24 protein-coding genes and 1 riboswitch are annotated in these 24,256 nt (G+C 71.9%); of the genes, 7 read left to right on the forward strand and 17 right to left on the reverse strand.

Translation table 11 applies throughout. From position 1 onward, the window contains the following. Positions 1–139: 139 nt before the first annotated feature. From ACZ7J0_RS04425 to ACZ7J0_RS04435, 3 genes are read right to left on the reverse strand one after another with little or no spacing between them, the layout of a single operon-like run. The gene (locus ACZ7J0_RS04425; protein ID WP_470883847.1) at positions 140–907 is read right to left on the reverse strand and encodes a DUF3710 domain-containing protein; all 768 of its coding nucleotides are present in this window, start codon (positions 905–907) and stop codon (positions 140–142) included. A 1-nt stretch (position 908) separates the two neighbouring features. After that, positions 909–1,421, reverse strand: a complete 513-nt coding sequence (gene dut, locus ACZ7J0_RS04430) for a dUTP diphosphatase (protein WP_468704504.1) — start codon at positions 1,419–1,421, stop codon at positions 909–911. After that, the gene (locus ACZ7J0_RS04435; protein WP_470883849.1) at positions 1,421–2,005 is read right to left on the reverse strand and encodes a PaaI family thioesterase; all 585 of its coding nucleotides are present in this window, start codon (positions 2,003–2,005) and stop codon (positions 1,421–1,423) included. The genes dut and ACZ7J0_RS04435 overlap by 1 nt, the downstream gene beginning before the upstream one ends. A 58-nt stretch (positions 2,006–2,063) precedes the next feature. Here ACZ7J0_RS04435 and ACZ7J0_RS04440 point away from each other — a divergent pair, with 58 nt between their 5' ends. Continuing rightward, entirely contained in the window at positions 2,064–2,525 is a 462-nt protein-coding gene (locus tag ACZ7J0_RS04440) for a DUF3093 domain-containing protein (protein WP_470883851.1), read from the forward strand. Between the two features lie 21 nt (positions 2,526–2,546). Here the strand turns inward: ACZ7J0_RS04440 and ACZ7J0_RS04445 are convergent, their stop codons facing one another. From ACZ7J0_RS04445 to ACZ7J0_RS04460, 4 genes are all read right to left on the reverse strand, one after another. Continuing rightward, positions 2,547–3,569 carry a hypothetical protein gene (locus tag ACZ7J0_RS04445; protein ID WP_470883852.1) on the reverse strand — a complete coding sequence of 341 codons (1,023 nt, stop codon included), beginning with the start codon at positions 3,567–3,569 and terminating at the stop codon, positions 2,547–2,549. A gap of 12 nt (positions 3,570–3,581) precedes the next feature. Further along, the gene (locus ACZ7J0_RS04450; protein ID WP_003955561.1) at positions 3,582–3,878 is read right to left on the reverse strand and encodes a DUF4193 domain-containing protein; all 297 of its coding nucleotides are present in this window, start codon (positions 3,876–3,878) and stop codon (positions 3,582–3,584) included. Between the two features lie 393 nt (positions 3,879–4,271). Further along, positions 4,272–5,507, reverse strand: coding sequence for a sensor histidine kinase (locus ACZ7J0_RS04455; RefSeq protein WP_470883854.1), 1,236 nt, complete (start codon positions 5,505–5,507; stop codon positions 4,272–4,274). 3 nt (positions 5,508–5,510) lie between these two features. Continuing rightward, the gene (locus ACZ7J0_RS04460) at positions 5,511–6,164 is read right to left on the reverse strand and encodes a response regulator transcription factor (RefSeq protein ID WP_468704520.1); all 654 of its coding nucleotides are present in this window, start codon (positions 6,162–6,164) and stop codon (positions 5,511–5,513) included. A gap of 355 nt (positions 6,165–6,519) precedes the next feature. Between ACZ7J0_RS04460 and ACZ7J0_RS04465 the strand changes: the two genes are divergently transcribed. Next, positions 6,520–6,693, forward strand: a complete 174-nt coding sequence (locus tag ACZ7J0_RS04465) for a hypothetical protein (protein ID WP_468704522.1) — start codon at positions 6,520–6,522, stop codon at positions 6,691–6,693. A 264-nt stretch (positions 6,694–6,957) separates the two neighbouring features. Here ACZ7J0_RS04465 and ACZ7J0_RS04470 read toward each other — a convergent pair whose 3' ends face one another. Beyond that, positions 6,958–7,818, reverse strand: a complete 861-nt coding sequence (locus ACZ7J0_RS04470; RefSeq protein ID WP_470883856.1) for an inositol monophosphatase family protein — start codon at positions 7,816–7,818, stop codon at positions 6,958–6,960. Next, positions 7,815–8,942 (reverse strand): ferrochelatase, encoded by a 1,128-nt coding sequence (locus tag ACZ7J0_RS04475; protein ID WP_470883858.1) that lies wholly within the window; start codon positions 8,940–8,942, stop codon positions 7,815–7,817. Before ACZ7J0_RS04475 ends, ACZ7J0_RS04470 begins: the two co-directional genes overlap by 4 nt. Positions 8,943–9,109: 167 nt before the next feature. Here ACZ7J0_RS04475 and ACZ7J0_RS04480 point away from each other — a divergent pair, with 167 nt between their 5' ends. Together ACZ7J0_RS04480 and ACZ7J0_RS04485 are read left to right on the forward strand one after the other, a co-directional pair. Further along, positions 9,110–10,351, forward strand: coding sequence for an MFS transporter (locus ACZ7J0_RS04480; protein ID WP_470883860.1), 1,242 nt, complete (start codon positions 9,110–9,112; stop codon positions 10,349–10,351). After that, entirely contained in the window at positions 10,311–11,630 is a 1,320-nt protein-coding gene (locus ACZ7J0_RS04485; protein ID WP_470883862.1) for a D-arabinono-1,4-lactone oxidase, read from the forward strand. Before ACZ7J0_RS04480 ends, ACZ7J0_RS04485 begins: the two co-directional genes overlap by 41 nt. 3 nt (positions 11,631–11,633) lie before the next feature. Here the strand turns inward: ACZ7J0_RS04485 and ACZ7J0_RS04490 are convergent, their stop codons facing one another. Then, positions 11,634–12,497: a hypothetical protein gene (locus tag ACZ7J0_RS04490; protein ID WP_470883864.1), complete on the reverse strand. Its 864-nt coding sequence runs from the start codon at positions 12,495–12,497 to the stop codon at positions 11,634–11,636. Positions 12,498–12,983: 486 nt separating this feature from the next. Here ACZ7J0_RS04490 and sepH point away from each other — a divergent pair, with 486 nt between their 5' ends. Beyond that, positions 12,984–14,033, forward strand: a complete 1,050-nt coding sequence (gene sepH / locus ACZ7J0_RS04495) for a septation protein SepH (RefSeq protein ID WP_468704531.1) — start codon at positions 12,984–12,986, stop codon at positions 14,031–14,033. A 265-nt stretch (positions 14,034–14,298) separates the two neighbouring features. On the opposite strand, the gene ACZ7J0_RS04500 is transcribed toward sepH, so the two are convergent. After that, the gene (locus ACZ7J0_RS04500; protein WP_470883866.1) at positions 14,299–15,147 is read right to left on the reverse strand and encodes a sulfurtransferase; all 849 of its coding nucleotides are present in this window, start codon (positions 15,145–15,147) and stop codon (positions 14,299–14,301) included. Positions 15,148–15,424: 277 nt separating this feature from the next. On the opposite strand from ACZ7J0_RS04500, the gene ACZ7J0_RS04505 reads away from it, so the two are divergent. Then, positions 15,425–16,198 (forward strand): VOC family protein, encoded by a 774-nt coding sequence (locus tag ACZ7J0_RS04505; RefSeq protein ID WP_470883868.1) that lies wholly within the window; start codon positions 15,425–15,427, stop codon positions 16,196–16,198. Here the strand turns inward: ACZ7J0_RS04505 and ACZ7J0_RS04510 are convergent. From ACZ7J0_RS04510 to ACZ7J0_RS04525, 4 genes are all read right to left on the reverse strand, one after another. Next, positions 16,170–16,850, reverse strand: a complete 681-nt coding sequence (locus tag ACZ7J0_RS04510; protein WP_470883869.1) for a thymidine kinase — start codon at positions 16,848–16,850, stop codon at positions 16,170–16,172. The genes ACZ7J0_RS04505 and ACZ7J0_RS04510 overlap by 29 nt on opposite strands. Before the next feature lie 70 nt (positions 16,851–16,920). After that, complete coding sequence (locus ACZ7J0_RS04515; protein ID WP_470883871.1) at positions 16,921–18,126, reverse strand: alkaline phosphatase family protein; 1,206 nt, start codon at positions 18,124–18,126, stop codon at positions 16,921–16,923. Beyond that, the gene (locus ACZ7J0_RS04520; protein ID WP_469120901.1) at positions 18,126–18,734 is read right to left on the reverse strand and encodes a DUF5998 family protein; all 609 of its coding nucleotides are present in this window, start codon (positions 18,732–18,734) and stop codon (positions 18,126–18,128) included. The genes ACZ7J0_RS04515 and ACZ7J0_RS04520 overlap by 1 nt, the downstream gene beginning before the upstream one ends. Positions 18,735–18,772: 38 nt before the next feature. Then, positions 18,773–21,685, reverse strand: a complete 2,913-nt coding sequence (locus ACZ7J0_RS04525) for a bifunctional acetate--CoA ligase family protein/GNAT family N-acetyltransferase (RefSeq protein ID WP_470883874.1) — start codon at positions 21,683–21,685, stop codon at positions 18,773–18,775. Positions 21,686–21,855: 170 nt separating this feature from the next. Between ACZ7J0_RS04525 and ACZ7J0_RS04530 the strand changes: the two genes are divergently transcribed. Continuing rightward, on the forward strand, positions 21,856–22,137 hold the full coding sequence (locus ACZ7J0_RS04530; protein WP_019889997.1) for an HPr family phosphocarrier protein: 282 nt from the start codon (positions 21,856–21,858) through the stop codon (positions 22,135–22,137). Positions 22,138–22,308: 171 nt separating this feature from the next. Here ACZ7J0_RS04530 and ACZ7J0_RS04535 read toward each other — a convergent pair whose 3' ends face one another. Together ACZ7J0_RS04535 and ACZ7J0_RS04540 are read right to left on the reverse strand one after the other, a co-directional pair. Then, on the reverse strand, positions 22,309–22,980 hold the full coding sequence (locus ACZ7J0_RS04535; protein WP_470883876.1) for a GntR family transcriptional regulator: 672 nt from the start codon (positions 22,978–22,980) through the stop codon (positions 22,309–22,311). 231 nt (positions 22,981–23,211) lie between these two features. Further along, entirely contained in the window at positions 23,212–23,991 is a 780-nt protein-coding gene (locus ACZ7J0_RS04540) for a M23 family metallopeptidase (RefSeq protein ID WP_470883878.1), read from the reverse strand. A gap of 13 nt (positions 23,992–24,004) precedes the next feature. Further along, positions 24,005–24,171, reverse strand: a riboswitch (cyclic di-AMP (ydaO/yuaA leader). Positions 24,172–24,256 lie beyond the last annotated feature (85 nt).

The raw sequence follows: 24,256 nt of genomic DNA on the forward strand, positions 1-24,256 counted from the left end.
GCCCGGGCAATGGCCCGGCGCTCCCCGTCCACGCCGGGCGGAGCTCCGCACACGCCGATGGGCCGCACCCCCGGGCAGGGGTGCGGCCCATCGGACCGTACGGATGAGAGGGGCAGCGACAGCGCCGCCCCACGCGAGGTCAGCGCACCTCGGTGATCTCCGGTCCGCGCTGGAGCTGGCCCATGCCGCCGGAGAAGCGGGAGCCTTCCTGGTCCTCCTGCTGAACGCCCTCGGGAACCATCTGCGCGTCGTTGGGCAGCTTCAGGACGATCGGGTCGCGCGGGGCCATCGGCCCTTCGCCGCGGACGACCACGGTGTCCCGGAAGATCTGCTCCAACAGGCCGGCGGCCTCGGGCTGCACCGCGCCCTGGCCGGAGATGACGCCCCGCAGGAACCAGCGGGGGCCGTCCACGCCGACGAAACGCACGAGCTGCACGCCGCCGGTGCCGTCCGGCAGCTGCACGGGTACCTGGGCCCGCAGCTCCCAGCCCAGCGGACCCTCGACCTCGTCGATGATGCCGCCCTGCTGGGTGATGCCGGAGGCGATCTCCTCGCGGACCTCGCCCCAGATACCTTCCTTCTTCGGAGCGGCGAAGGCCTGGAGCTGTACGGCGCTGTCGCGCAGTACGACCGTCGCGGCGACGATCGCGTCACCCGCGACCTCCACCCGCAGCTCCATCCCTTCGACTCCGGGTACGAAGATGCCACCGAGGTCCACCCGGCCCTCGTCGGGCTTGGAGACCTCCGAGACGTCCCACGGACCGTCTGGCCGGGGCGCCGGCGGAAGGTTCACCCGGCGCGGCCGGTCTGCGGCGCTGTCCTCATCGGGCTCAACCGCGTCGACGACCTGCTCGGCCTCGCCCGCTGCGTCCTCAGCGGCACCGCTCTTCTTGCGACGTCCGAACACGTCACTGTCCTTCCCGGTCGGATACGACCGAAGCGTATCGATTCCCACCCGTAGTGCCGTCCACGGCGGCATGACCGCCGGTGGAACCGAAGCCCCCCTCGGCCCTCGCCGAGCCGGGAAGCTCCGCCACCTCGTGGAAGCGCACCTTCTCGACCTGCTGGACGACCAGTTGAGCAATCCGGTCGAACCGCTCGAACCGCACGCTCTCGCGCGGGTCCAGATTGACCACGATCACCTTGATCTCTCCACGGTACCCGGCATCCACCGTCCCCGGGGCATTCACGAGGGCCACTCCGCAACGAGCTGCGAGCCCCGAACGCGGGTGCACGAACGCCGCGTACCCGTCGGGCAGTGCGATCGAGACACCGGTGGGCAGCACGGCCCGCTCACCGGGGGCCAGCTCGGCGGCCTCGGTGGTCACCAGATCGAGTCCGGCGTCGCCCGGGTGTCCGTACGCCGGGAGCGGCACCTCCGGGTCCACGCGGCGGATCAGTACGTCGACAGGGGTACGCATCAGGGGTTCACCTCGAAGGCGCGGGCGCGCCGGAGCTGGTCGGGATCGGCCATCGCCGCCTGGATCTCCTCCGGGCGGCCGTTGTCGATGAAGTGGTCGACCTTGACCTCGATGAAGAGGGCGTCGGCGCGGACCGCCACCGGGCCCTCGGGCCCGCCGATCCGTCCGGTCGCCGTGGAGTAGATCTTGCGGCCGGCCACCGCCGTGACCTCCGCCTGCAGGTGCAGCACCGTGCCCACGGGCACCGGGCGGGCGAAGTCGGTCTCCAGCCGGCCCGTCACCGCGATGACCCGCAGCAGCCAGTTCAGCGAGCCGAGCGTCTCGTCCAGTGCGGTGGCCAGGATGCCGCCGTGCGCCAGGCCCGGCGCTCCCTGGTGGTCGACGGTCACGGTGAACTCGGCGGTGACGGTCACGCCCTCCCCGGCCCGGGCCTCCAGGTGCAGCCCGTGGGGCTGGCCTCCGCCGCAGCCGAAGCAGTGCTCGTAGTGCGCGCCGAGGAGCTCACCGGGAGCGGGAGCGTCGGGGTGGCGAACCGGCGGTATGGCGTCGGCCGGTGGCTTGAGTGCACCAGATGTTCCTGTCACAGCCGCAGACCTTACCCGCGCGGGTAGCCGCAGGTCGCGCCGTGCCAAGCTTGGTTTCATGCAGCCTTCCGCCCCGCAGTACGACGAACGACTGACCGCGCCCCGCTCCTGGTGGCTGATCGCCGCGCTCATCGGCGTTTCCGGCGGTCTGATCCTGATGCCGCTGGGGCCCGTGCCGATGCTCGGCGGGCTGATCGTCGCGGCGGCCGTGGCCTCGGTCGGGGTGTCCTCGTACGGCTCGGCGCGCGTCCGGGTGGTGGCCGGCTCGCTGGTCGCGGGCGATGCCAGGATCCCGGTGTCGGCGCTGGGTGCGGCGGAGGTACTGGACGCCGAGGAGGCGCGCGCCTGGCGCACCCACAAGGCGGACCCGCGCGCCTACATGCTGCTGCGGAGCTACATCCCGTCGGCGCTGCGGGTCGAGATCGTCGACCCGGCCGACCCGACGCCGTACGTCTACGTTTCCAGCCGCAACCCGCGTGCGCTGGCCGCGGCGCTGGAGAACGTGCGCAACGCGGCCTGATCCGCCCCGGGGCTCGGTCCGCTAGAACTCGATCTGCTTGGGGTCGTCGGGCTGTTCGAGCGGGGGCAGCTGCGGGAGCGCGTCCCAGGGGATCTGGCGCTTGCGGAGATCCTTGCGGACGTGCTCGGCGAGCTTCTTGGTGTCGCGCCGGTTCATCACGGCGCCCACGGCGGCGCCGACCATGAAGGGCGCCAGGCTCGGCAGGTTGCGGACCAGGCGCTTGGTGATCTGCTGGCGCAGCTCGCGCTTGAGCTGACCCCCGAGGGCGGCGTTGAGCGTGGTCGGCTTGGTGATGTCGATGCCGCGCTCCTCCGACCAAGAGGTCAGATAGGCGACCGAGCGCTGAGTGAGGTTCCCGGGGGGCCGCATGCCGTAGACCTCGTGGAGCTCGGCGACGAGCTTGAGCTCGATCGCCGCGACGCCGGTGATCTCGGCCGCCAGCTCGGCGGGCATGGCGGGGGGTACGGGCAGCATGGCGGCCGCGCCGATGCCGGCGCCCACGGTGGAGGTGGCGTTGGCCGCGCCGGAGATCAGCTTGTCGGCGATCTCCTCGGGCCCCAGGCCGGGGAACTGCTTGCGCAGGGTGGTCAGGTCCCGCACGGGTACGCGTGGTGCGTTCTCGATGATCCGGTCGGCGAGATGGCCGATACCGGCCTTTGCCCTCTCTCCGCCCTTCTTCACGCCGCGCCGGACGGCGTCGAGCCGCGCCCCGCCGGAGGCGGAGACGGGCTTGGTGCCGCGCCGGCCGGCCCCGAGGCGCCGGGCCAGAACACCGGACCTCGTGGTGACGGCCCGATCCTTCCCGGTCGCGTCGGCTGCTTCGGCCGCGTCTGCTGGTTCAGCCGCTTCGGCTGCTTGGGCTGCTTCGAGCGAGGCCGTCAGGCCCCGCTCGTCGTCGGGTGCGCCATGGGAGGGCAGGAGGGCGGAGTCCCCGGCCTCCTCGGGCGCGTGTGCGCCCTCGGCCGGACCCGTGCCGCCCTGGTGCGTCTCCGGCGCCCCAGGGAGCCGGAACCGCCGTTTCCTGAACGGTGAGTCGCCTGCCACGGCCGACCTGACCTAGTCGCAGTCGCGGCAGATCGGCTGGCCGTTCTTCTCCCGTGCCAGCTGGCTGCGGTGGTGCACGAGGAAGCAGCTCATGCAGGTGAACTCGTCCGCCTGCTTGGGCAGGACCCGGACGGCCAGCTCCTCGTTGGAGAGGTCTGCTCCGGGCAGCTCCAGGCCCTCAGCGGCCTCGAACTCGTCGACGTCGACCGTCGAGGTGGACTTGTCGTTCCGGCGGGCCTTCAGCTCTTCAAGGCTGTCCGAATCGACGTCGTCATCGGTCTTGCGTGGGGTGTCGTAATCCGTTGCCATGTCGCTCTCCCCCTCTGGGTGGTTGCGGTGTCTCCAGCGCACGTAACGCGTGAGAGGCCGGACTTGTGCCCGACCCGAGGCGGAGATTTTGCCTCACATCAAGGTCTGTTACTCAATCGACACCCAACCGGACCCCTCAAGAGTGATCAGGTTTGGGTGGCGAACCGGACCGTACACGGTCCGTTGCCGCACTTCACAGGCGTCACCCCGTGTACTTCCCGTGATCTGGACCCCCGGAAACCCGGACTTTTCCTGGTTTTCCGACGAGGTTCTTGATCACGGAGAGTAGAGAGACATAAATCCGCTCTTGTGATCGATCACACACGGACGTTCCGGGAACGGGTCCTGAAAATTCCGCGCAAAGCGAACAGCTTGGACGGCTCGCGCCGGGTGTCAGATGGGCACGGTGACACGCATCACGAGACCTCCGCCCTCTCGGGGCTCCGCGATGATACGGCCACCGTGGGCCCGCGCGACGGATCGGGCGATCGACAGGCCGAGCCCGACGCCCTTGTCGCTGCCGGTTCGCTCCTGCCTCAGCCGGGTGAACGGCTCGAAGAGGTTGTCGATCTCGTACGCGGGAACCACTGGTCCCGTGTTCGAGACCACCAGGACCGCCTGGCCGTGCTGGACCTCGGTGGTGACCTCCGCCCAGCCGCCTTCGGGGATGTTGTACCGCACCGCGTTCTGGATCAGGTTCAGGGCGATCCTCTCCAGGAGCACCCCGTTGCCCTGGACCACGGCGGGCGCCCGCTCCCCGCGGATCTCGACGCCCTTGTCGTCGGCCTCGCCCCGGACCTGGTCGAGGGCGCGCGAGGCGACCTCGGCGAGGTCGACCGGCTTGCGCTCGACGGTCTGGTTGTCGCTGCGGGCCAGCAGCAGCAGACCCTCCACCAGCTGCTCGCTGCGCTCGTTGGTGGCCAGCAGGGTCTTGCCGAGCTGCTGGAGCTCCATGGGGGCGCCGGGGTCGGAGAGGTGGACCTCCAGGAGCGTGCGGTTGATCGCCAGCGGGGTGCGCAGCTCGTGGGAGGCGTTGGCGACGAATCGTTGCTGCGCGGTGAAGGCGCGCTCCAGCCGGTCCAGCATCTCGTCGAAGGTGTCCGCGAGCTCCTTGAGCTCGTCGTCCGGGCCGTCCAGCTCGATCCTGCGGCTGAGGTCGGATCCGGCCACCTGGCGAGCGGTACGGGTGATCCGCCCGAGCGGGGACAGGACGCGGCCGGCCATGGCGTAGCCGAAGGCGAAGGCGATGATGCTGAGGCCGAGCAGGGCGAAGAGGGAGCGGCGCAGCAGGTCGTCGAGGGCCAGCTCGCGCTGGTGCTGGAGACAGGCCGACACCGCCTGGCTGAACTGCTCGCCCGTGCCGGCGTCGGGCAGCACGCACCAGGACGTCGTGGCCGTGACCTCACCCTTGACGATCTTGAACGGCAGATCGCCGGCACTGATGTTGAGCGCCTGCGCGGTGAGCAGATAGATGATCGACAGCAGCAGGATGCCCGCGATCAGGAACATCCCGCCGTACAGCAGCGTGAGCCGTATCCGGATCGTCGGCCGCAGCAGCGGGCGGACCGGGTCCCGGGGGTCCCAGGTCGGTTTCGGGGGCGCCTGCGGAGGCGCCGGAGTCGTGGCCACGGATCAGATCCGGTAACCGGAGCCGGGGACGGTCACGATCACCGGGGGCTCACCGAGCTTGCGGCGAAGGGTCATGACGGTGACGCGTACGACGTTGGTGAACGGGTCGGTGTTCTCGTCCCAGGCCTTCTCCAGGAGCTGCTCGGCCGAGACGACCGCCCCCTCGCTGCGCATCAGGACCTCCAGCACCGCGAACTCCTTGGGTGCGAGCTGGATCTCCCTGCCCTCGCGGAAGACCTCGCGGCGGTTGGGGTCGAGCTTGATGCCGGCGCGCTCCAGGACGGGCGGCAGCGGCACGGTCGTACGGCGGCCCAGGGCCCGCACACGGGCGGTGAGCTCGCTGAAGGCGAAGGGCTTGGGGAGGTAGTCGTCGGCGCCCAGTTCGAGGCCCTCGACGCGGTCGCTGACGTCGCCCGAGGCGGTGAGCATCAGGACGCGGGTCGCCATGCCGAGCTCCACGATCTTGCGGCAGACGTCGTCGCCGTGGATCAGCGGGAGGTCCCGGTCGAGGACGACGACGTCGTAGTCGTTGACCCCGATCCGCTCCAGCGCCGCGGCGCCGTCGTACACGACGTCGACGGCCATGGCCTCCCGGCGCAGTCCGGTGGCCACCGCATCGGCGAGCAGCTGCTCGTCCTCGACGACGAGTACGCGCACGTCGTTGTTCCTTCCTCCGAGCCCGGCTCCGGGCTGATCGTGGGCACTGACTGTGCGTGTCCATCCTGCCCCGAACGCGCGTAAACCGGCTGTAAGGCGGCGGGACCGGGGACCCGCGGAGGGGGCGCGGGGCCAGGGGCTCGGCCGCCCCGCGCACGCCCGGCTCGGGGAATTCATCGGATTCCCCGCACAGTTGAGGTTTCTCTGAGGAACGGCTTGGGGAGGACGACTGCACACCCGCGATCACGCCCTGTATGTGGCACACCACTAACCGCTCTGTCCCCCAGAGGTGCGGGCGTGATCCATCACCCTCGGCACACCCCCGTGCCACCGACCCATGACGAGGGGGCGCACGATGGACGCTTTCACGGCAGGACTGCTGCAGCGCATAAGGACCACGGAAACCGACCTGACGCGGGCTCGCGACGCGGGCGACGACTTCCTGGCGGAGGTGGAGCAGGCGGAGCTGGAGGACCTGCGCCGTCTCGCCGCCGAACACGGTGTGGAGGTCGGCGCCGCAAGCGCCTGACGGGACGCGTGGGGCCCCGCTGCCATGGGATGACAGCGGGGCCCTTTCGCGTGCTCAGGGGCCGCGGAAGGGCCCTTCACGGCCCTGTGGAGGCCCTTCGGCGGTCGCCGCGCTAGTCGTGCAGGCCGCTCAGGGGCCGCGGAAGGGCCCTTCACGGCCCTGTGGAGGCCCTTCGGCGGTCGCCGCGCTAGTCGTGCAGGCGCCGAGCTCGTCCAGGACGCGACTCTCGCGGGGCCCTGTGGAGGCCCTTCGGCGGCCGCCGCGCTAGTCGTGCCAGGCGCCGAGCTCGTCCAGGAGCTGCTGGAGCGGTTCGAAGACACCCGGGCTCGCGGCGACCGTCAGGTCCCACGCCGGCCGCTCACCTGGCCGGCCGCCGGTGAGGGCTCCGGCCTCGCGGGCGATGAGGTCGCCCGCCGCCAGGTCCCAGGGGTGCAGGCCCCGCTCGTAGTACCCGTCCAGCCGTCCCGCCGCGACATCGCACAGGTCGACGGCCGCCGAGCCGCTGCGGCGGATGTCGCGCAGCCGTGGGACGAGGCGCTGGGCGACGTCGGCCTGGTGGGTGCGGACCGCGGTCACGTAGTTGAAGCCGGTGGACACCAGCGCCTGGTCCAGGGGCGGCGCCGGGCGGCGGCAGCGCAACGCCCGGTCGCCGAGGAAGGCGCCCGCGCCGAGGACGGCGTGGTACGTCTCGCCGCGCATGGGCGCCTCGACGACTCCGACGACGGTCTCGCCCTGCCACTCGGCGGCGATGGAGACCGCCCAGGTCGGCAGCCCGTAGAGGTAGTTCACTGTGCCGTCGAGCGGGTCGATGACCCAGCGGACGCCACTGGTACCCGGGCTCGCGGCGCCCTCCTCGCCGAGGAACCCGTCCTCCGGACGGTGCTCGGTGAGGAAGCCGGTGATCAGCTTCTCGGCGGCGATGTCCATCTCGGTGACGACGTCGATGGGACTCGACTTGGTCGCGGCGACGGCGAGGTCGTCGGGGCGGCCGTCGCGCAGCAGGGCGCCGGCCCGCCGTGCGGCCTCCAGGGCGAGGCCGAGCAGTTCGGCCCGCAGCGGGTCGGTCGCGGCGTCCGCCGGCAGGTACGGGTGGTGTGCGCCGCTCACGCGGCCGGCGCGGCTCATGCGTACGGACTGTCTGCGCCGGCCGCCGCGGGCCGCTCCACGCGGGCCGGACAGCAGTCGATGGGGCACAGGTCGTGCGAGGCGCCCAGCGAGCCGAGCGCGCAGCGCTCCACGCGGGTTCCGCGCTCGCTCGCCGCGCGTTCCAGGACCAGCTCGCGGACGGCCGCGGCGAACCGGGGGTCCGCGCCGACCGTCGCCGAGCGCCGCACCGGCAGCCCGAGCTCCGCGGCCTTCGCGGTCGCCTCGGTGTCCAGGTCGTACAGGACCTCCATGTGGTCCGAGACGAAGCCGATGGGCACCATCACGGCCGCGGGAGCGCCGGCGCCGTGCAGCTCCTCCAAGTGGTCGCAGATGTCCGGCTCCAGCCACGGGATGTGCGGGGCGCCGCTGCGCGACTGGTAGACGAGCCGCCAGGGGTGGTCGATCCCGGTCTCCTCCCGCACGGCCTCCGCGACCAGACGCGCGACCTCCAGGTGCTGCCGGACGTAAGCACCCCCGTCGCCGTGCTCCTCCACGGGGCCCGACGAGTCGGCCGCGGAGTCGGGGATGGAATGCGTGGTGAAGGCGAGGTGGGCCCCCGCGCGCACGGATTCGTCGAGCTCGCCGAGCGACTTCAGGACGCCTTCGACCATGGGGCCGACGAAGCCGGGGTGGTTGAAGTAGTGCCGGAGCTTGTCGACCCGGGGCAGCGGCAGCCCCTCGGCCTCCAGCTCGGAGAGGGAGTCGGCGAGGTTCTCCCGGTACTGGCGGCAGCCGGAGTAGGAGGCGTAGGCGCTGGTGGCGAGCACGGCGATGTGGCGGCGGCCGTCGGTGACCATCTCGCGCAGCGTGTCGGTGAGGTACGGCGCCCAGTTCCGGTTTCCCCAGTAGACCGGCAGGTCGAGCCCGGCCTGCGCGAAGTCCTTGCGCAGCGCGTCGAGCAGCGCGCGGTTCTGGTCGTTGATCGGGCTGACGCCGCCGAAGAGGAAGTAGTGCCGGCCGACTTCCTTGAGCCGCTCCTTGGGGATGCCTCGGCCACGGGTCACGTTCTCCAGGAACGGCACCACGTCGTCCGGTCCCTCCGGACCGCCGAAGGAGAGCAGCAGAAGGGCGTCGTACGGGGCTGGATCGAGCTGATCGGACATGGACCGATCCTCCCACCAGCCACTGACAGGCGGACAACCGGCAGCCCCCCGGAGGGTGGAATGGCGGGGGAGGACGGGGGCCGGAAAAGGCCGTGGCCGCATTGACTTCAACACCGTAGGCTTTAGCAATTAATTGACACGTGTTGAACAGAAGCCCGGAGAGCTCCTTGCCCAGTCCCTACCGCGCGATCTTCGCCGCCCCCGGCACGAAGGCGTTCTCCCTGGCCGGCTTCTTCGGCCGGATGCCCCTGTCCATGATGGGCATCGGCATCGTCACGATGATTTCGCAGCTCACCGGTCGTTACGCGCTCGCCGGCGGCCTCACCTTCGTCCTGGCGATGTCCGCCGCGGCGGTCGGCCCGCAGATATCCCGGCTCGTCGACCGCTACGGCCAGCGGCGGGTGCTGCGCCCGGCGGCACTGGTCTCCGTCGCCGCCGTCGCCGGCCTGCTGCTCTGCGCCCAGCAGGGCGCCCCGGACTGGACCCTGTTCGTCTTCTCCGCCGGCGTCGGCTGCGTGCCGAGCATCGGCGCCATGACCCGGGCCCGCTGGGCGGAGATCTACCGGGGCTCGCCGCGCGAGCTGCACACGGCGTACTCCTGGGAGTCGATCGCCGACGAGGTGTGCTTCATCCTCGGCCCGATCATCTCCATCGGGCTCTCCACCACCTGGTTCCCCGAGGCGGGCCCGCTGCTCGCCGCCGCGTTCCTCGTGGTCGGCGTCTTCTGGCTGACGGCCCAGCGCGCCACCGAACCCGTACCGCATCCGCACGAGCACGGCAGCGGCGGCTCGGCGCTGCGCTCCCCGGGCCTGCAGGTGCTCGCGCTGGCCTTCGTCGCCACCGGCGCGATCTTCGGCTCGATCGATCTCGTGACGGTCGCCTTCGCCGAGGAGCAGGGCGACAAGCCGGCGGCGAGCCTGGTCCTCGCGGTCTACGCCCTCGGGTCCTGTCTGGCCGGAGCGGTCTTCGGGCTGCTGCACCTCAAGAGCGAGCCGTCCCGCCGGTGGCTCCTGGGCGTCTGTGCGATGGCCGTGAGTATGATCCCCCTCCTACTGGCCGGGAACCTGCCGTTGCTGGCCGTGGCGCTCTTTGTCGCGGGCCTGTCCATCGCACCGACGATGGTGACCTCCATGGCCCTCGTCGAAGCGCACGTACCGCGCACCAAGCTGACCGAGGGCATGACCTGGACCGGTACCGGGCTCTCGATCGGCGTGGCGCTCGGCTCCTCGGCCGCCGGCTGGGTGGTCGACGCGTACGGGGCGAAGGCGGGGTACGTGGTGCCCGTGGTCTCGGGAGCGCTCGCGGTCGCGGTGGGCGTCCTGGGGTACCGCCGGCTGCGCAGGCCGGTGCCGACTCGGGAGGGGCAGCGTGAGCGGGAGCACGAAGACGGCGAGCAGCACGTGGCGTAACTGGGCGGGGACGGTGACCGCGCGGCCGGTACGGGAAGCGAGCCCCGCCTCGGTCGAGGAACTGGCCGCGACCGTGCGGCGGGCCGCCGAGGACGGTCTGCGGGTCAAGACGGTGGGTACGGGGCACTCCTTCACCGCGATAGCCGCCACCGATGGGGTACTGATCCGCCCCGACCTGCTCACCGGCATCCGGCGGATCGACCGCGACGAGATGACCGTGACCGTGGAGGCGGGCACTCCGCTCAAGCGGCTGAACGTCGCCCTGGCCCGCGAGGGTCTGTCGCTCACGAACATGGGCGACATCATGGAACAGACGGTCGCCGGCGCGATCTCGACCGGGACCCATGGCACCGGCCGGGAGTCCGCCTCGATCGCCGCGCAGATCCGGGGACTTGAGCTGGTGACGGCGGACGGCTCGCTGCTGACCTGCTCCGAGAAGGAGAATCCCGAGGTGTTCGCGGCCGCCCGGATCGGCCTCGGCGCCCTCGGCGTCGTCACCGCGATCACCTTCGCCGTGGAGCCGGTCTTCCTGCTCACCGCGCGCGAGGAGCCGATGACCTTCGACAAGGTCACCTCCGAGTTCGACGCGCTGCACGCGGAGAACGAGCACTTCGAGTTCTACTGGTTCCCCCACACGGGCAACTGCAACACCAAGCGCAACAACCGCAGCGCAGGCCCCGCAGCCCCGCCCGGCCGGGTCGGCGCCTGGATCGACGACGAGCTGCTGTCCAACGGGCTCTTCCAGGTGGTCTGTTCGCTCGGCCGCGCGGTCCCCTCGACGATCCCGGCGATCGCCAAGCTCTCCAGCCGCGCACTGTCCGCCCGGACGTACACGGACATTCCCTACAAGGTCTACACCTCACCGCGCCGGGTGCGCTTCGTGGAGATGGAGTACGCGCTGCCGCGCGAGGCGGCCGTCTCCGCTCTGCGCGAGGTGAAGGCGATGGTCGAGCGCTCACCGTTGAAGATCAGCTTCCCGGTCGAGGTCCGTACCGCCCCCGCCGACGACATCACGCTCTCCACCGCGTCGGGCCGGGAGACCGCCTACATCGCCGTGCACCTCTACAAGGGCACGCCCCATCGCGCCTACTTCACCGCGGTGGAGCGCGTCATGACCGCACACGGCGGCCGTCCGCACTGGGGCAAGGTGCACACGCGGGACGCCGCGTACCTCGCCGATGTCTACCCGCGCTTCGGCGAGTTCACGGCGCTGCGCGACCGGCTGGACCCGGACCGCCGCTTCGGGAACGACTATCTGAGGCGGGTCCTGGGCGACTGACGCTCACCGCGTGGCCGGAGGGGGACTCGGCGAACCGGCTCCCCCACCGGCACCCGCGGCACCCGTGTCACCGTCCGAAGACGGCGTGGGTGTGGCGGTCGAGGAGGGAGCCGGCGGGCCCGTCGTGGGGTCGTCGCTCACCGACGGCGAGGGTGTCGGATCGTCCGGCGTGGAGCTGGCGTTCCGGTCGGCGTCACCCGCGCTCCCGGCCGAACTCCCGCCCCGCGACCCGTCGTCGTCCGTCCTCGGCGTCGTGCCGTTCTCCCGCCGCGAGCCGCCGCCCTGCGTCTTCGACGGGGCGTCGCTCGATGGCGCGTTCGCGCCGCGGTCGCCCTGAACGACCGAGGAGAAGGTGGTTCTCCCCTTGCCCCCGCTGAAGTCCTGACCGGAGATCAGTTCATAGCCGGTGATGCCGACCATGGCGACGAGGAAGACGAGCGCGGCGGCGACGGCCGAGCGCTTCCGGCCCCGCACCCGGGTGCCGTGCGTGGTGGCCGCGCCGAAGTCCTCGCCGTAGCCCGCACTCGGGCGGGTTTCCTCTCCGGGCGCGCGGGCCTCGGCACACGGCGAACGGCCCGGCTCCCGGCGCCCCTTCGGCCTCACCTGGACAGAGACTCCACGGAGCTGCTCACCGGTCCGTTTGAACAAGTGCTGGAAGACCGTGCCGCCGCAGGTCGCCACGACGCTGATCACTCCCGCGCCGAGGATGGTGCCGTACACCCCCAGATGGGAAGCGAGTTTGGCCGCCACGACGGCGGCGACCGCGCTGCCCGAGACCTGGGCGACGCTCAGCTCGAGCCGCTTCCTCGCCCCCGACTCCCCTGCCGGTTCTGGCTGTTCTGCCCCGCTGTCCGGCTTCCGACGCATCTCCTACCCCTACTTGCCCATCTGTCCCGCTGTGCACACAGAAGGGACTTTTGAGCGAAGGGAATGGTTCCGATTCCGGTGATTCTGTGAAGGACGACACGCACTTCGGTGACGCCCGGCATCCAACTCCCGTACCCGGGGAGAAGTTCGGCGGCGCGGCGGTCCACCCAGGTGGCCCGAATGGAGTACTGTGGCGAGCCCTGGGTCCGGCTCCTGCGTGGGGGTCCGGAACCGGCGGAAGGGGGCCGAAAGTGGCACTCGAACCGGCGGCGCCGCGGCAACGCACGGGCGCCTGCTGCGCAGAGTGACGATCCCGTCACTCTGTGTCGCAAATAGGTAACCGTGCCATAACGGCGTTCCAGGGCCCATGCCCGACACGCCGGGCAACTCGGCAATGTTGTGGCAGGCTGCACCCGGGCAGGCCACACTCGACTAGCGGAAGCAGCGACGCACGTGACGTCGGCAGGCACCACCCGGGAGGTCCCCATGCCCGAACTGCGTGTCGTGGCCGTCTCCAACGACGGCACACGACTGGTGCTGAAGGCTGCTGACAGCACGGAGTACACGCTTCCGATCGATGAGCGGCTGCGGGCCGCCGTGCGCAACGACCGCGCGCGCCTCGGCCAGATCGAGATCGAGGTGGAGAGCCACCTCCGGCCGCGCGACATCCAGGCGCGGATACGTGCTGGGGCCTCCGCGGAAGAAGTCGCCCAGCTCGCCGGTATCCCCGTCGACCGTGTCCGGCGCTTCGAGGGGCCCGTACTCGCCGAGCGCGCCTTCATGGCCGAGCGTGCCCGCAAGACACCGGTGCGCAGGCCCGGCGAGAACACGGGCCCGCAGCTCGGCGAGGCGGTCCAGGAGCGGCTGCTGCTGCGCGGCGCCGAGAAGGACACCGTGCAGTGGGACTCCTGGCGTCGTGACGACGGCACCTGGGAAGTCCTGCTCGTCTACCGGGTGGCCGGCGAGGTGCACACGGCGAGCTGGACGTACGACCCGCCGCGGCGGCTCGTCCAGGCCGTCGACGACGAGGCGCGGGCACTGATCGGCGAGACCGACGACACCGTCGCGGTCGCTCCGGAGCCCAGCTTTCCGTTCGTACCGCGGATCGCCCGGCTGCCCAGGGACCGGCCGCTGGACCGTGCCCTCGACCGTCAGCTGGAGCGGCCGACACCTGTCGCGCCCGCCGCGGAGGCGGAGGAGAGCACGGGCAGCGAGCGGGATTCGCTGACCAGTCTTCTGGAGGCGGTGCCGAGCTTCCGGGGCGACATGGTGGTACCGGACCGCCCGGCCGCGATCGAGCCGGTGCCGGAACCGGACCAGGAGCCCGAGGCGGAGGAGCCGCCCGCGGCCTCGGCCGGCGCGGGCGCGGCGTACGCCGATGTGCTCATGCCGCGTGCGGTGAGCGGCCACCGGGATCGTCTGACCGGCACCACCGACCGCCAGGCGGAGGCGGACGGCGTCCGCCCGGGCCGCAGGGCGGCCGTCCCGAGCTGGGACGAGATCGTCTTCGGCACGCGCCGCAAGAAGCAGGAGTAACGGGCCGACGAGTCCGCCCGCTGGGAGAGGGCCGGTGCCATGGCGGCACCGGCCTTCGGCGTGGGGGTGGGCGGGACAGCCCCCGCGTACGCCATGCCACCGTGCACGCCGCCCGGTCGCGCGTGCCATGGGATGCCGCCGCCCCGCCACGACTTCGGTCCCGACCCCGGCGGACAGACGCGCTACGTCACACCTGCCACCCCGCCACTACTGCGGACCCGACTCCGGCGGACACACGCGCTACGTCACACCGGCCGCCCCGCCACTACTGCGGGTCCGGCCCCGTCGCCACCGGGCGGGACTCGTCGCTCGACCACTCCGACCAGGAGCCCGCGTACAGCGCCGCCGGGAAGCCCGCGATCTCCAGGGCCAGGACCTCGTGGGCGCCGGAGACGCCCGAGCCGCAGTAGACGCCGATCTCGCTGCCGGCCGCGCCCAGGCCCTTGAAGCGTTCGGCGAGTTCGGCGGCCGGGCGGAATCGGCCGTCCGCCTCGACGTTCTCCGTCGTCGGTGCCGAGACCGCGCCCGGAATGTGCCCGCCGACCCGGTCGAGCGGCTCCACATCGCCCCGGTAGCGCTCCCCCGCCCGCGCGTCGAGCAGCAGCCCCCTGCGGGCCAGCGCTGCGGCCCCGTCCGCGTCGAGCAGGACCGCCGGGTCGGGTACCGGCTGGAAGTCGCCCTCCTCGGGAGAAGGAATCTCCGTCGAGAGGGGACCGGACCAGGCCGCGAGGCCCCCGTCGAGGACCCGTACCGACGCGTGCCCCGTCCAGCGCAGCAGCCACCAGGCGCGCGCCGCGGCCCACCCCTGGCCGCCGTCGTACGCGACGACCGGGGTACCGGCTCGGACGCCGGCCCGTCGCATCACCGCGCCGAACGCGACGAGGTCCGGCAGGGGGTGCCGCCCGCCCGCTCCGGGCGGCCCGGCGAGTTCGGCGTCGAGGTCGATGTAGACGGCACCGGGAATGTGCCCCGCTTCGTAGGCGGCGCGCCCGTCGAACGGGGCGGCTCCGGCGGCCTTGGCCATGGACAGCTGCCAGCGGACGTCAAGGAGCACCGGAGGATACGCCCCTGCCGACTCGCCTGCGAGTTCGTCTGCGGTGATGATGGGGTTCATGGGTGCCATCCTCCCGCAGTGGTGGACCGGGGCGACCACGCCTGTCTGGCCGTAACGACGGCGAAACGGATGGGACGCCGAAAATCCGGGCGTCCTCCCGGCGGTATCGCGCCAAAAGCGGCGCGGCCGGGGAGCGCTCGGTGCCGGGTGGTGGAACGATCTGGACGTGGGAATTCCCCGCGCCGCCAGGGCGCCGGGGCGCGCACCCGTCCCGCACGACGGCGGCGCACACCAGTCCCCGCGCACGGCCACCACATGGTCCGAGGAGAGTGTGACGATGACCGAGGTGACTCGGCGCACGCCCGGCACGCCCTGCTGGGTGAGTCTGATGGTGCACGGCCTTGACTCGACCCAGGATTTCTACGCGCGACTGTTCGGATGGGAGTTCCGCCCCGGGCCGCAGCAGCTGGGACCGTACGTCCGCGCCCTCCTCGACGGCAATGAGGTCGCCGGTATCGGACGGCTGCCGGCGGACCGGCATCTGCCGATCGCCTGGACCCCGTATCTCGCGACGGACGACGCCGACGAGACGGCGGAGGCGATCCGGGGCTGCGGAGGGACGGTGGCGGTCGGACCGCTGGACGCGGAGGACGCGGGGCGGCTCGCCATCTGCTCCGATCCGGGCGGGGCGGTCTTCGGCGTGTGGCAGGCCGCCGCGCACGCCGGTGCGGCGGTGGGAGGCGTCCCCGGCGCCCCGGCCTGGAACGAACTTCTGACGCCGGAGACCTCGATGGTCGCCAAGTTCTACGAGACCGTCTTCGGCTACGAGAGCGAGCCGGTCGTCTCGGCCGACTTCGACTATGTGACGTTGCACGTGAAGGGGCGCCCGGTGGCCTCCCTGCACGGCGTCGGCAACGCCCCTCCGCACGGCCGGGGCGCCCACTGGATGACGTACTTCGAGGTCGCCGACACCGACGCCACCGCCCGGCTGATCACCGATCTCGGCGGTCAGGTGCTGCGGCCGCCCCGGGAGGGCACCAGTGGCCGGCTGGCCACCGTCGCCGACCCGGAGGGGGCGGTGTTCACGATCGTACGGTCGGCCGCCCGCTGAGCGGCGCGGAGTCCTCGACCGGCAGGACATCCGGAGAGAGGGCCGCCGCATGGGCGGTCGCCGCGGTCATCCGGCGCCGGTGGTGGCGGCGGCAGAGCACTTCGTAGCCGATCTCGTCGACGCCGTTGACATCGCCGACGACGACCTGCGCGCCCTCGAGGACCATCCGGCCGCCGACGGTCCGCGCGTTGTGGGTGGCGCGGGCGCCGCACCAGCACAGGGCCTCGACCTGGAGGACCTCGACCCGGTCGGCCAGTTCGACGAGCCGCTGGGAGCCCGGGAAGAGCTTGGAGCGGAAGTCGGTCGTGATGCCGAAGGCGAAGACGTCGAGATCGAGGTCGTCGACGACCCGGGCGAGCTGGTCGATCTGTTCGGGGGCGAGGAACTGCGCCTCGTCCGCGATGACGTAGTCGCAGCGCCCGCCCTTGGAGAGCCGGTCGACGAGGTACGCGTAGAAGTCGAAGCCCTCGGCGGCCTCGACGGCGTCGGTGACCAGGCCGAGGCGGGAGGAGAGCTTGCCCTCACCCGCTCGGTCGTCCCTGGTGAAGATCATGCCCTGCAGTCCCCGGGCGGACCGGTTGTGCTCGATTTGCAGAGCGAGGGTGCTCTTTCCGCAGTCCATCGTTCCGGAGAAGAACACCAGCTCGGGCATGGGAGGGTGAGGACCTTTCGGGTCTGTCGCGGATCGGGCCGGCGGTGCCCGCGGATCGGTGAGGGAAGGGTTACGAGCGTACTTCGAGCAGGGGCACCAACTGCTCGACGGCGGTCATCGAGCCGTGCACCCCGACCATCGCCGACTCGTGCGGCTCATTGACGGAGGCGGTGATCACGACGTCGTCGCAGGCGGCGGCGACGACATCGCCGATCCTGCCGTAGACCCGCTCGTCGACCTCGTCACCGAACCAGCCGAGCGAGATCGCCTCGTCGCGGCTCGCCACCCAGAACTGCTCGCCGAGCACCTCGCGCCAGCAGGTCAGGACGTCGTTCTCGGCACCGGGCACGGCATAGACATGGCGGGCCCGGCCCTCGCCGCCCAGCAGGGCGACGCCGGCCCGAAGTTCCCAGTCCTCGTCGAAGTCGATCCGCGACCGCTCGTCGAAGGGGATGTCGATCATGCCGTGGTCGGCGGTGACATAGAGCGCGGAGCGGGGCGGGAGCTGCTCGGCGAGGCGCTCGACGAGCCGGTCGACGAACATCAGCTGTCCGCGCCAGGCGTCCGAGTCGACGCCGAAGCGGTGTCCCGCGCCGTCCAGCTCGCTGTAGTACGTGTAGACCAGCGACCGGTCCCCGGCGGCGAGTTGCTCGGCGGCGAGGTCCATGCGCTCCTCGCCGGTGAGCCGCCCATGAAACGTTCCGCCAGTCAGCGCGACCTTGGTGAGGGGCGTGTCCCGGAAGGCCGGGGACGAGACCTGGGCCGTGTACACGCCGGCCGCGTCGGCCAGCTCGAACACCGTGGGGTACGGCTGCCACACCTTCGGCGGGGTCCATGGCCGCCAGCGGAGCTGGTTCATCAGCTCGCCGGTCCCGGGGTCGCGGACCGTGTAGCCGGGAAGGCCGTGGGTGCCGGGGAACCGTCCCGTGCCGACCGAGGCGAGGGAGGTCGCGGTGGTGGCGGGGAAGCCCGCGGTGATGGGGCGCCCGGTGCCGCCCCGGGAGCTGCCGAGGAGGGAGGTGAGGTAGGGCGCCTCGTCGGGGTGGGCCTTGATCTGTTCCCAGCCGAGACCGTCGATCAGGAACACGCAGTTCCGGTCGGCCGGCGTCAGTTCGCGGATCCGCGCGTCGAAGCCGGGAACACCCTGGCCCGCGACGATCGTCGGCAGCAGGTCACCGAGCGAACCGAAGGAGTACTCGGGCACCGGGGCGGTGTCCAGGGCGAGGGGAACGGGGTCGTCCGGCCAGCCGGACGTCACGGCGGAGGGCTGAGCCATCAGCGGGTGACTCCGGTTGCCGGGGCGGCCGTGGCCGCGGTGGCCTCGGAGAGTGCCTGGGCGAAGGCGAGCGTCTGGCGGACGGTGTCCGGGCCGTCACCGGCCTCGCTGACCCGCAGGCTCAGGTCGTCCGCGGTGGAGTTGCCGGTGTAGCCGTGGTCCGCGTCGCAGTTGGGGTCGCCGCAGGCGGCGGGCTCCAGGTCGATCCGCGAGACGGCGCCCCACCCGATGGTGAGGACGACCTCACGGGGCAGGGTGCCCGGGGTGTACGACTCCGGGTTGGCGACGACCCGGCTGACCACGACCGACGAGATCCGGTCGAGCTTGACCGATTCGGTGGAGGTGGTGGCGTACGGCGTCGGGGAAGTGGTGTCGGCGTTCTGCTCGTCGGTGTGGCTGACGATGAACCGGTTGGCCGTCAGGACGAGCACGGTCACATGGCGGCGGACCTCGTTGGCGTCGAACGTGGTCTCCTGGTGCACCAGGTACGACGCGATCGGCTCGCCGCCGACGGCGGCCTCCACCGCCTCGGCCACGAGGGCCGGGTAATAGCCGCTGCGCTCGATCGCCGCGCGCAGCCCCTGGGTCGTCGTACCGGTCTTCGCCATGGACTCCATCCTACGGGGCCACGGGCCCCCGGCTGCCCTCAGTAGCTGGGGAGGCTGCGCGGGCCGATGTCGGTCCGGGCGGGCGGTGGGGCGAGGCGGACGGTCGCGCCGAGTACGGACAGGCCGCGCGGGGCGACGACCACCGGCTCCAGACCGACGGTGATGATCTCGGGGTGGTCGTCGACCAGTCGCGACACGCGCAGCAGGAGTTCTTCGAGGGCGGCCGTGTCGACCGGCGCCGAGCCGCGCCAGCCGAAGAGGAGCGGGGCCGTGCGCAGGGAACGGATCTGTTCGGCGACGTCCCGGTCGGTGGCGGGGACGAGCCGGTGGGCGGTGTCGCCGAGCAGCTCGGACGCGGCGCCGGCGAGGCCGAAGGAGAGGACGGCCCCGACGGCGGGATCGATCGCCGCGCGGACGACGGTGTCGACGCCGCGCGGGACCATGGCCTGGACGACGGGCTGGAGCTCCTCGGGCTTGCCGAGGGTCTCGGTCAGCTCGCCGTAGGCGGTGCGCAGTTGTTCCTCGGTGGCGAGGTCGAGGCGTACGCCGCCGAGGTCGGGGCGGTGGCGCAGGTGCGGGGCGGTGGTCTTCAGGGCGACCGGGAAGCCGAGCCGGGCGGCGGCCGCGACGGCGGTGTCGGGGGTGGGCGCGGGAAGGGTGGGCAGCACCTGGATTCCGTACCGGCCCAGCAGTTCGTGGGCGGCCTCCGCGGTGAGGGTGACCCCGCGCTCGGGCGGTTCGTCCCCGAGGGTCCGCGCGATCTGCGCGGCGGCCCCGGCCTCGTCGATGCCGTCGTACTCGGGCACCCGTCCCGGTTCCGCGATCTGGCGGCGCCACTGTCCGTACTTGACGGCTTCGGCGAGTGCGCGGACGGCGCGCTCGGCTGCGGGGTAGGCCGGGATGCGGGCGCTGCGCGGCGTCCTCTCTCCCCCATCGGCCGGCGGCGCGGAGGAGTCGGTGGAGGGCGGCGCCGTCGGGGCGGAGGCGGCGGTGGGCGCCGCCGGGGCGGGTGGCGTGGAAGGTGCGGGAGGGCGGGGCGGGGCGGAGGGGGCGCCAGGGGCGGTGCTCGCCGCCGCCGCCAGGGCCTCCGCCAGTTCACCCATCTCGACATGAACGACGACGACGGGCTTCGCAGGGGAGGTCGCCGCCGCCGCACGGAGGGCTTCGGCGAGGACTTCGCCGTCGCCCGATTCGGTGACGCCGTTCTCGCCGACCCAGGGGATCGCGGTCACCACGACCGCGTCGCACGCGCTGTCGGCCAGCGCCTCGGCGAGCGCGGCGCGGAAGTCGTCGGGTGTGGCCCCCGTCGTCAGGTCGCGCGGGTGCAGCGGGTGCAGCGGGCGCAGCCCCTCGGTCAGACAGGCGTCATAGGTGAGCAGGCCCAGCGATTCGGAGTTGCCGAGGATGGCGACCCTGGGGCCCGCGGGGAGCGGCTGGCCCGCGAGGAGGAGACCGGCGTCGACGAGTTCGGTGACCGTGTCGACGCGGATGACGCCCGCCTGGCGCAGCAGGGCGGCGACGGTGGTGTGCGGGATGCGGGTGATCGGCACGGCGTGCCCGGGGGGCGCGCTGCCGCTGTGCCGCGCGCCCTTGACCACCACGACGGGCTTGACGGCGGCTGTGCGCCGCGCGAGCCGGGTGAACTTGCGCGGGTTGCCGATCGATTCGAGGTAGAGGAGGACCACATCGGTGTCGGGGTCGTCGTACCAGTGCTGGAGCAGATCGTTCCCGGAGACGTCCGCGCGGTTGCCGGCCGAGATGAAGGAGGAGAGTCCCGCGCCGCGCCGGTGCAGCCCGGCCAGCAGGGCGATGCCGATCGCGCCGGACTGGGTGAACAGGCCGATGCGCCCGGCCGCCGGAGACTGCGGGGCCAGCGAGGCGTTCATCCGTACGTCCGGCGCGGTGTTGATGATCCCGAAGGCGTTGGGACCGATGATCCGCATTCCGTAGGAGCGGGCCTGGCGCACCAGTTCCCGCTGGCGCTCCCGGCCCTCGGCGCCGCTCTCCGCGTACCCGGCCGACAGGACGACCAGGCCGCGTACCCCGTGCTCTCCGCAGTCGGCGGCGGCCTGCGGGACGCGCGTGGCGGGGACGGCGACGATCGCCAGGTCGACCGGCTCACCGATGTCGGCGACGATGTCGCCGACCGAGCGGTAGGCGGGCACGCCGTCGATCTCGCTGCGGCCCTCGGGGAAGGCCGTGTTCACGGCGTAGGTCCGTCCGGTGTAGCCGGCTTCGAGGAGGTTGCGCAGGACCGCGCGGCCGACCCCGCCGGGCGCGCGGCCGGTGCCGATGACGGCGATGGAGCCGGGGGCGAGGAGTCGCTGCACGGACCGTGCCTCGGCGCGCTGCTCGCGGGCGCGCTGCACGGCGAGCGAGCGGTCGGTGGGCTCCAGGTCCAGGTGGAGGCGTACGGCTCCGTCCTCGAAGCTCCGCTTCTGGGTGTACCCGGCGTCCGTGAACACCTTGATCATCTTCGAGTTGGCGGGCAGCACCTCCGCGGCGAACCGCCTGATGTCGCGCTCCCGCGCCACGGCGGCGATGTGTTCGAGAAGCGCGGAGGCGACTCCCCTGCCCTGGTGCGCGTCCTGGACGAGGAAGGCGACCTCGGCCTCGTCGGCGGGCGCACTCGCGGGCAGGCCCTGTTCGTTGATCCGGTCGTAGCGGACGGTCGCGATGAACTCGCCGCCGACGGTGGCCGCCAGACCCACCCGGTCGACGAAGTCGTGGTGGGTGAAGCGGTGGACGTCCTTGGCGGAGAGCCGGGGGTAGGGCGCGAAGAAGCGGTAGTACTTCGACTCCGGCGAGACCTGCTCGTAGAAACTGACCAGCCGCTCGGCGTCGTCCGCCGTGATCGGCCGGATGCGGGCGGTGCCCCCGTCGCGCAGCACGACATCGGCTTCCCAGTGATCGGGATAGGCGTGTTCCGGCTGATCCGACGGGGTCTGCATGGGGCCAAGCGTACGGTGGAGGCACCGATCCCGGAGGCGCAGGAACGCGGCGATCCGAGAAGGGCGCGCCGTCGCCACCCCCGGCCGGCGCTCGGCACGAGCACCCCGCGGCACATGAGAGACTGGTCTAGACAACCGCTGAGACTGGCTAAGACTCGAAGGGCAACACCATGGCAGAGCGTCGCGTCAACGTCGGCTGGGCCGAGGGCCTGCACGCCCGCCCCGCGTCCATCTTCGTCCGTGCCGCCACGGCCTCCGGCGTCCCCGTGACGATCGCCAAGGCCGACGGCAACCCGGTCAACGCCGCGTCCATGCTGGCGGTGCTCGGTCTTGGTGCCCAGGGTGGCGAGGAGATCCTGCTCGCGTCGGACGCCGAGGGCGCCGAGGTGGCCCTGGACCGTCTGGCGAAGCTGGTCGCCGAGGGTCTCGACGAGCTCCCCGAGACCGTCTGAACCATCGGGGCGCGGGCGCGCTCGGCGGCATTTCGAATTGCGGCGGAGCCGCACTGCCCGGGAATTCTCCCGGCAGTGCGGCTCTTCTGCTTTTCGCCGCCTCCATTCCCCGTCGGCGGGCAGCAGAATTAACGCCCCCCATTTCCTCGTTCTTTGTATACGGCGCGTTTGTTAATTGCGGGCGCTCGCCGTGTTTACTGCGTGTTGCGAGGTTCTCACAGGGCCGCGCAACCGGTGCATGGGAGCCGAACGCTCGGCGTGCAGCGCGGTCAGCGCCCGGGCCCGCTCCGCGTCGCCGCGCGCCACGGCGTCGACGATCGCGCCGTGCTCGGCCCAGGCCTCGACCGGCTCCGCCGGGAGCTCGACCGCGTACATCCAGGCGATCTTGTGTCGCAGCTGGGTGAGCAGCGCGGTGAGCCCGGGGCTGCCGGACGCCTGGGCCAGCGTCTCGTGGAACCAGCCGCCCAGCGAGCGCAGATCCTCGCCCTGGCCGCGCCTGGCCCGCTCCTGACCCAGCCTGACCAGGCCGCGCAGCACCTTGAGGTGGGCCTCGGTGCGGCGCTCGGCGGCGCGTGCGGCCCCCATCGGCTCCAGCAGCGCACGGATCTCCAGAAGGTCGGCGGCCTCCCGGTCACTCGGCTCGGCGACACAGGCGCCGGCGTGGCGGCGGGTGACGACGAAGCCCTCGGACTCCAGGGTGCGCAGGGCCTCGCGGACCGGGACGCGCGAGACTCCGTAGCGGCGCGCGAGCTGTTCCTCGGTCAGCCGGCTGCCGCGTCCGAAGACACCCGCGACGATGTCGTCGCGGATCGCCGTGCATACCGAATGCGCGGGAATGCGCATGTTCAACCTCCGCCTTAATCCGCGCTAAACCCATCCGACTGATGCCTGTTCGTGAACTCACTGTTAGTGAACTGTATTGCAGCTGGGCGGGATTTCCGATGGCTGCCGGAAATCCATGGATATCTTTTGGCCAGAACCCGGCACGGTGGGCTCCCGGTACGCCGAAGGCCCCGGCTCGCGAGGAGCCGGGGCCTTCGGGACGCGCGGGGCGCGAGAAGCGGTCGGTCGGGGTCAGACGTTGACGCCCTTGGAGCGCAGGTAGGCGATCGGGTCGATGTCGGAGCCGTACTCCGGGCTCGTCCGGGCCTCGAAGTGCAGGTGCGGGCCGGTGGAGTTGCCCGTCGAGCCGGAGAGGCCGATCTGCTGGCCCGGGGTGACGGACTGGCCGACCGAGACACCGATCGACGAGAGGTGGCCGTACTGCGTGTACGTGCCGTCCTTCATCCGGATCACGATGTTGTTGCCGTACGCGCCGCCCCAGCCGGCCTCCACGACGGTGCCGGAGCCGACGGCCACGACCTTGGTGCCGGAGGCGGCCCGGAAGTCGACGCCGGAGTGACTGCCCGAGGACCAGAGCGAGCCGCCGGTCTTGTAGCCGGTGGTGACGAACGAGCCGGCGATCGGGAGACGGTAGGAGTTGAGGAGCTTGCGCTCGGCCTCACGGGCGGCGCGCTCCTTGGCCTCACGGATCTCCTTGGCGCGGGCCTCGGCCTTGCGCTTGGCCTCGGCACGGGCCCTGGCCTCCGCCTTCGCCTTGGCTATGGCCTCCACGGCCTCGCGCTCCTGGGCGGCGGCCTGCGCGTTGATGCGGTCGGCGAGCGAGTCGGCGACGACGACCTGGGTGAGGCCGGTGTCCACGGGGAGGGGCTCCGTGTCGGCGGCGAGCGCCGGGGAGGCGAGTGATCCGATGACGCCGGTGGTGGCGAGCGCCGCGACTCCGGCGACGTGCGCGCTTCGGCGGGTCAGGCGGCTCGGGGCACGGTGCTTCCCGGTGGCACGGGTGAACGCCATGTAGTGGCTGATCCTTTCCTTCCTTCTCGCCTACCGGGTTAGCTGACGGGTTCGGAGCAGGAAGGTCTCCTACGGGCCCCTCCGCACGCGAGGCGCGAAGGCGTCCGATTCACCCCAGGGACTGATTGGGTCCCCGGCTCCCCAGGCTCGCGCCTGACGGGGACTCGGCGATGGCTGCCCGATGCCGCGGGTGCGGCGGGTGCAACTGGCGGACAGCGCCCATGACGCTAAGCGGATCGTCTTTCAATCACCAAACAGACACGCT

It is taken from the genome of Streptomyces sp. NPDC038280, from assembly GCF_055600045.1.

Bases quoted from the DNA above. Each gene is read 5' to 3' on its own strand.
- dut (WP_468704504.1), bottom strand. From the start codon at position 1,421: ATGCGTACCCCTGTCGACGTACTGATCCGCCGCGTGGACCCGGAGGTG.
- ACZ7J0_RS04440 (WP_470883851.1), top strand. From the start codon at position 2,064: ATGCAGCCTTCCGCCCCGCAGTACGACGAACGACTGACCGCGCCCCGC.
- ACZ7J0_RS04450 (WP_003955561.1), bottom strand. From the start codon at position 3,878: ATGGCAACGGATTACGACACCCCACGCAAGACCGATGACGACGTCGAT.
- ACZ7J0_RS04465 (WP_468704522.1), top strand. From the start codon at position 6,520: ATGGACGCTTTCACGGCAGGACTGCTGCAGCGCATAAGGACCACGGAA.
- ACZ7J0_RS04470 (WP_470883856.1), bottom strand. From the start codon at position 7,818: ATGAGCCGCGCCGGCCGCGTGAGCGGCGCACACCACCCGTACCTGCCG.
- ACZ7J0_RS04475 (WP_470883858.1), bottom strand. From the start codon at position 8,942: ATGTCCGATCAGCTCGATCCAGCCCCGTACGACGCCCTTCTGCTGCTC.
- ACZ7J0_RS04490 (WP_470883864.1), bottom strand. From the start codon at position 12,497: ATGCGTCGGAAGCCGGACAGCGGGGCAGAACAGCCAGAACCGGCAGGG.
- sepH (WP_468704531.1), top strand. From the start codon at position 12,984: ATGCCCGAACTGCGTGTCGTGGCCGTCTCCAACGACGGCACACGACTG.
- ACZ7J0_RS04500 (WP_470883866.1), bottom strand. From the start codon at position 15,147: ATGAACCCCATCATCACCGCAGACGAACTCGCAGGCGAGTCGGCAGGG.
- ACZ7J0_RS04505 (WP_470883868.1), top strand. From the start codon at position 15,425: ATGACCGAGGTGACTCGGCGCACGCCCGGCACGCCCTGCTGGGTGAGT.
- ACZ7J0_RS04510 (WP_470883869.1), bottom strand. From the start codon at position 16,850: ATGCCCGAGCTGGTGTTCTTCTCCGGAACGATGGACTGCGGAAAGAGC.
- ACZ7J0_RS04515 (WP_470883871.1), bottom strand. From the start codon at position 18,126: ATGGCTCAGCCCTCCGCCGTGACGTCCGGCTGGCCGGACGACCCCGTT.
- ACZ7J0_RS04520 (WP_469120901.1), bottom strand. From the start codon at position 18,734: ATGGCGAAGACCGGTACGACGACCCAGGGGCTGCGCGCGGCGATCGAG.
- ACZ7J0_RS04525 (WP_470883874.1), bottom strand. From the start codon at position 21,685: ATGCAGACCCCGTCGGATCAGCCGGAACACGCCTATCCCGATCACTGG.
- ACZ7J0_RS04530 (WP_019889997.1), top strand. From the start codon at position 21,856: ATGGCAGAGCGTCGCGTCAACGTCGGCTGGGCCGAGGGCCTGCACGCC.
- ACZ7J0_RS04535 (WP_470883876.1), bottom strand. From the start codon at position 22,980: ATGCGCATTCCCGCGCATTCGGTATGCACGGCGATCCGCGACGACATC.
- ACZ7J0_RS04540 (WP_470883878.1), bottom strand. From the start codon at position 23,991: ATGGCGTTCACCCGTGCCACCGGGAAGCACCGTGCCCCGAGCCGCCTG.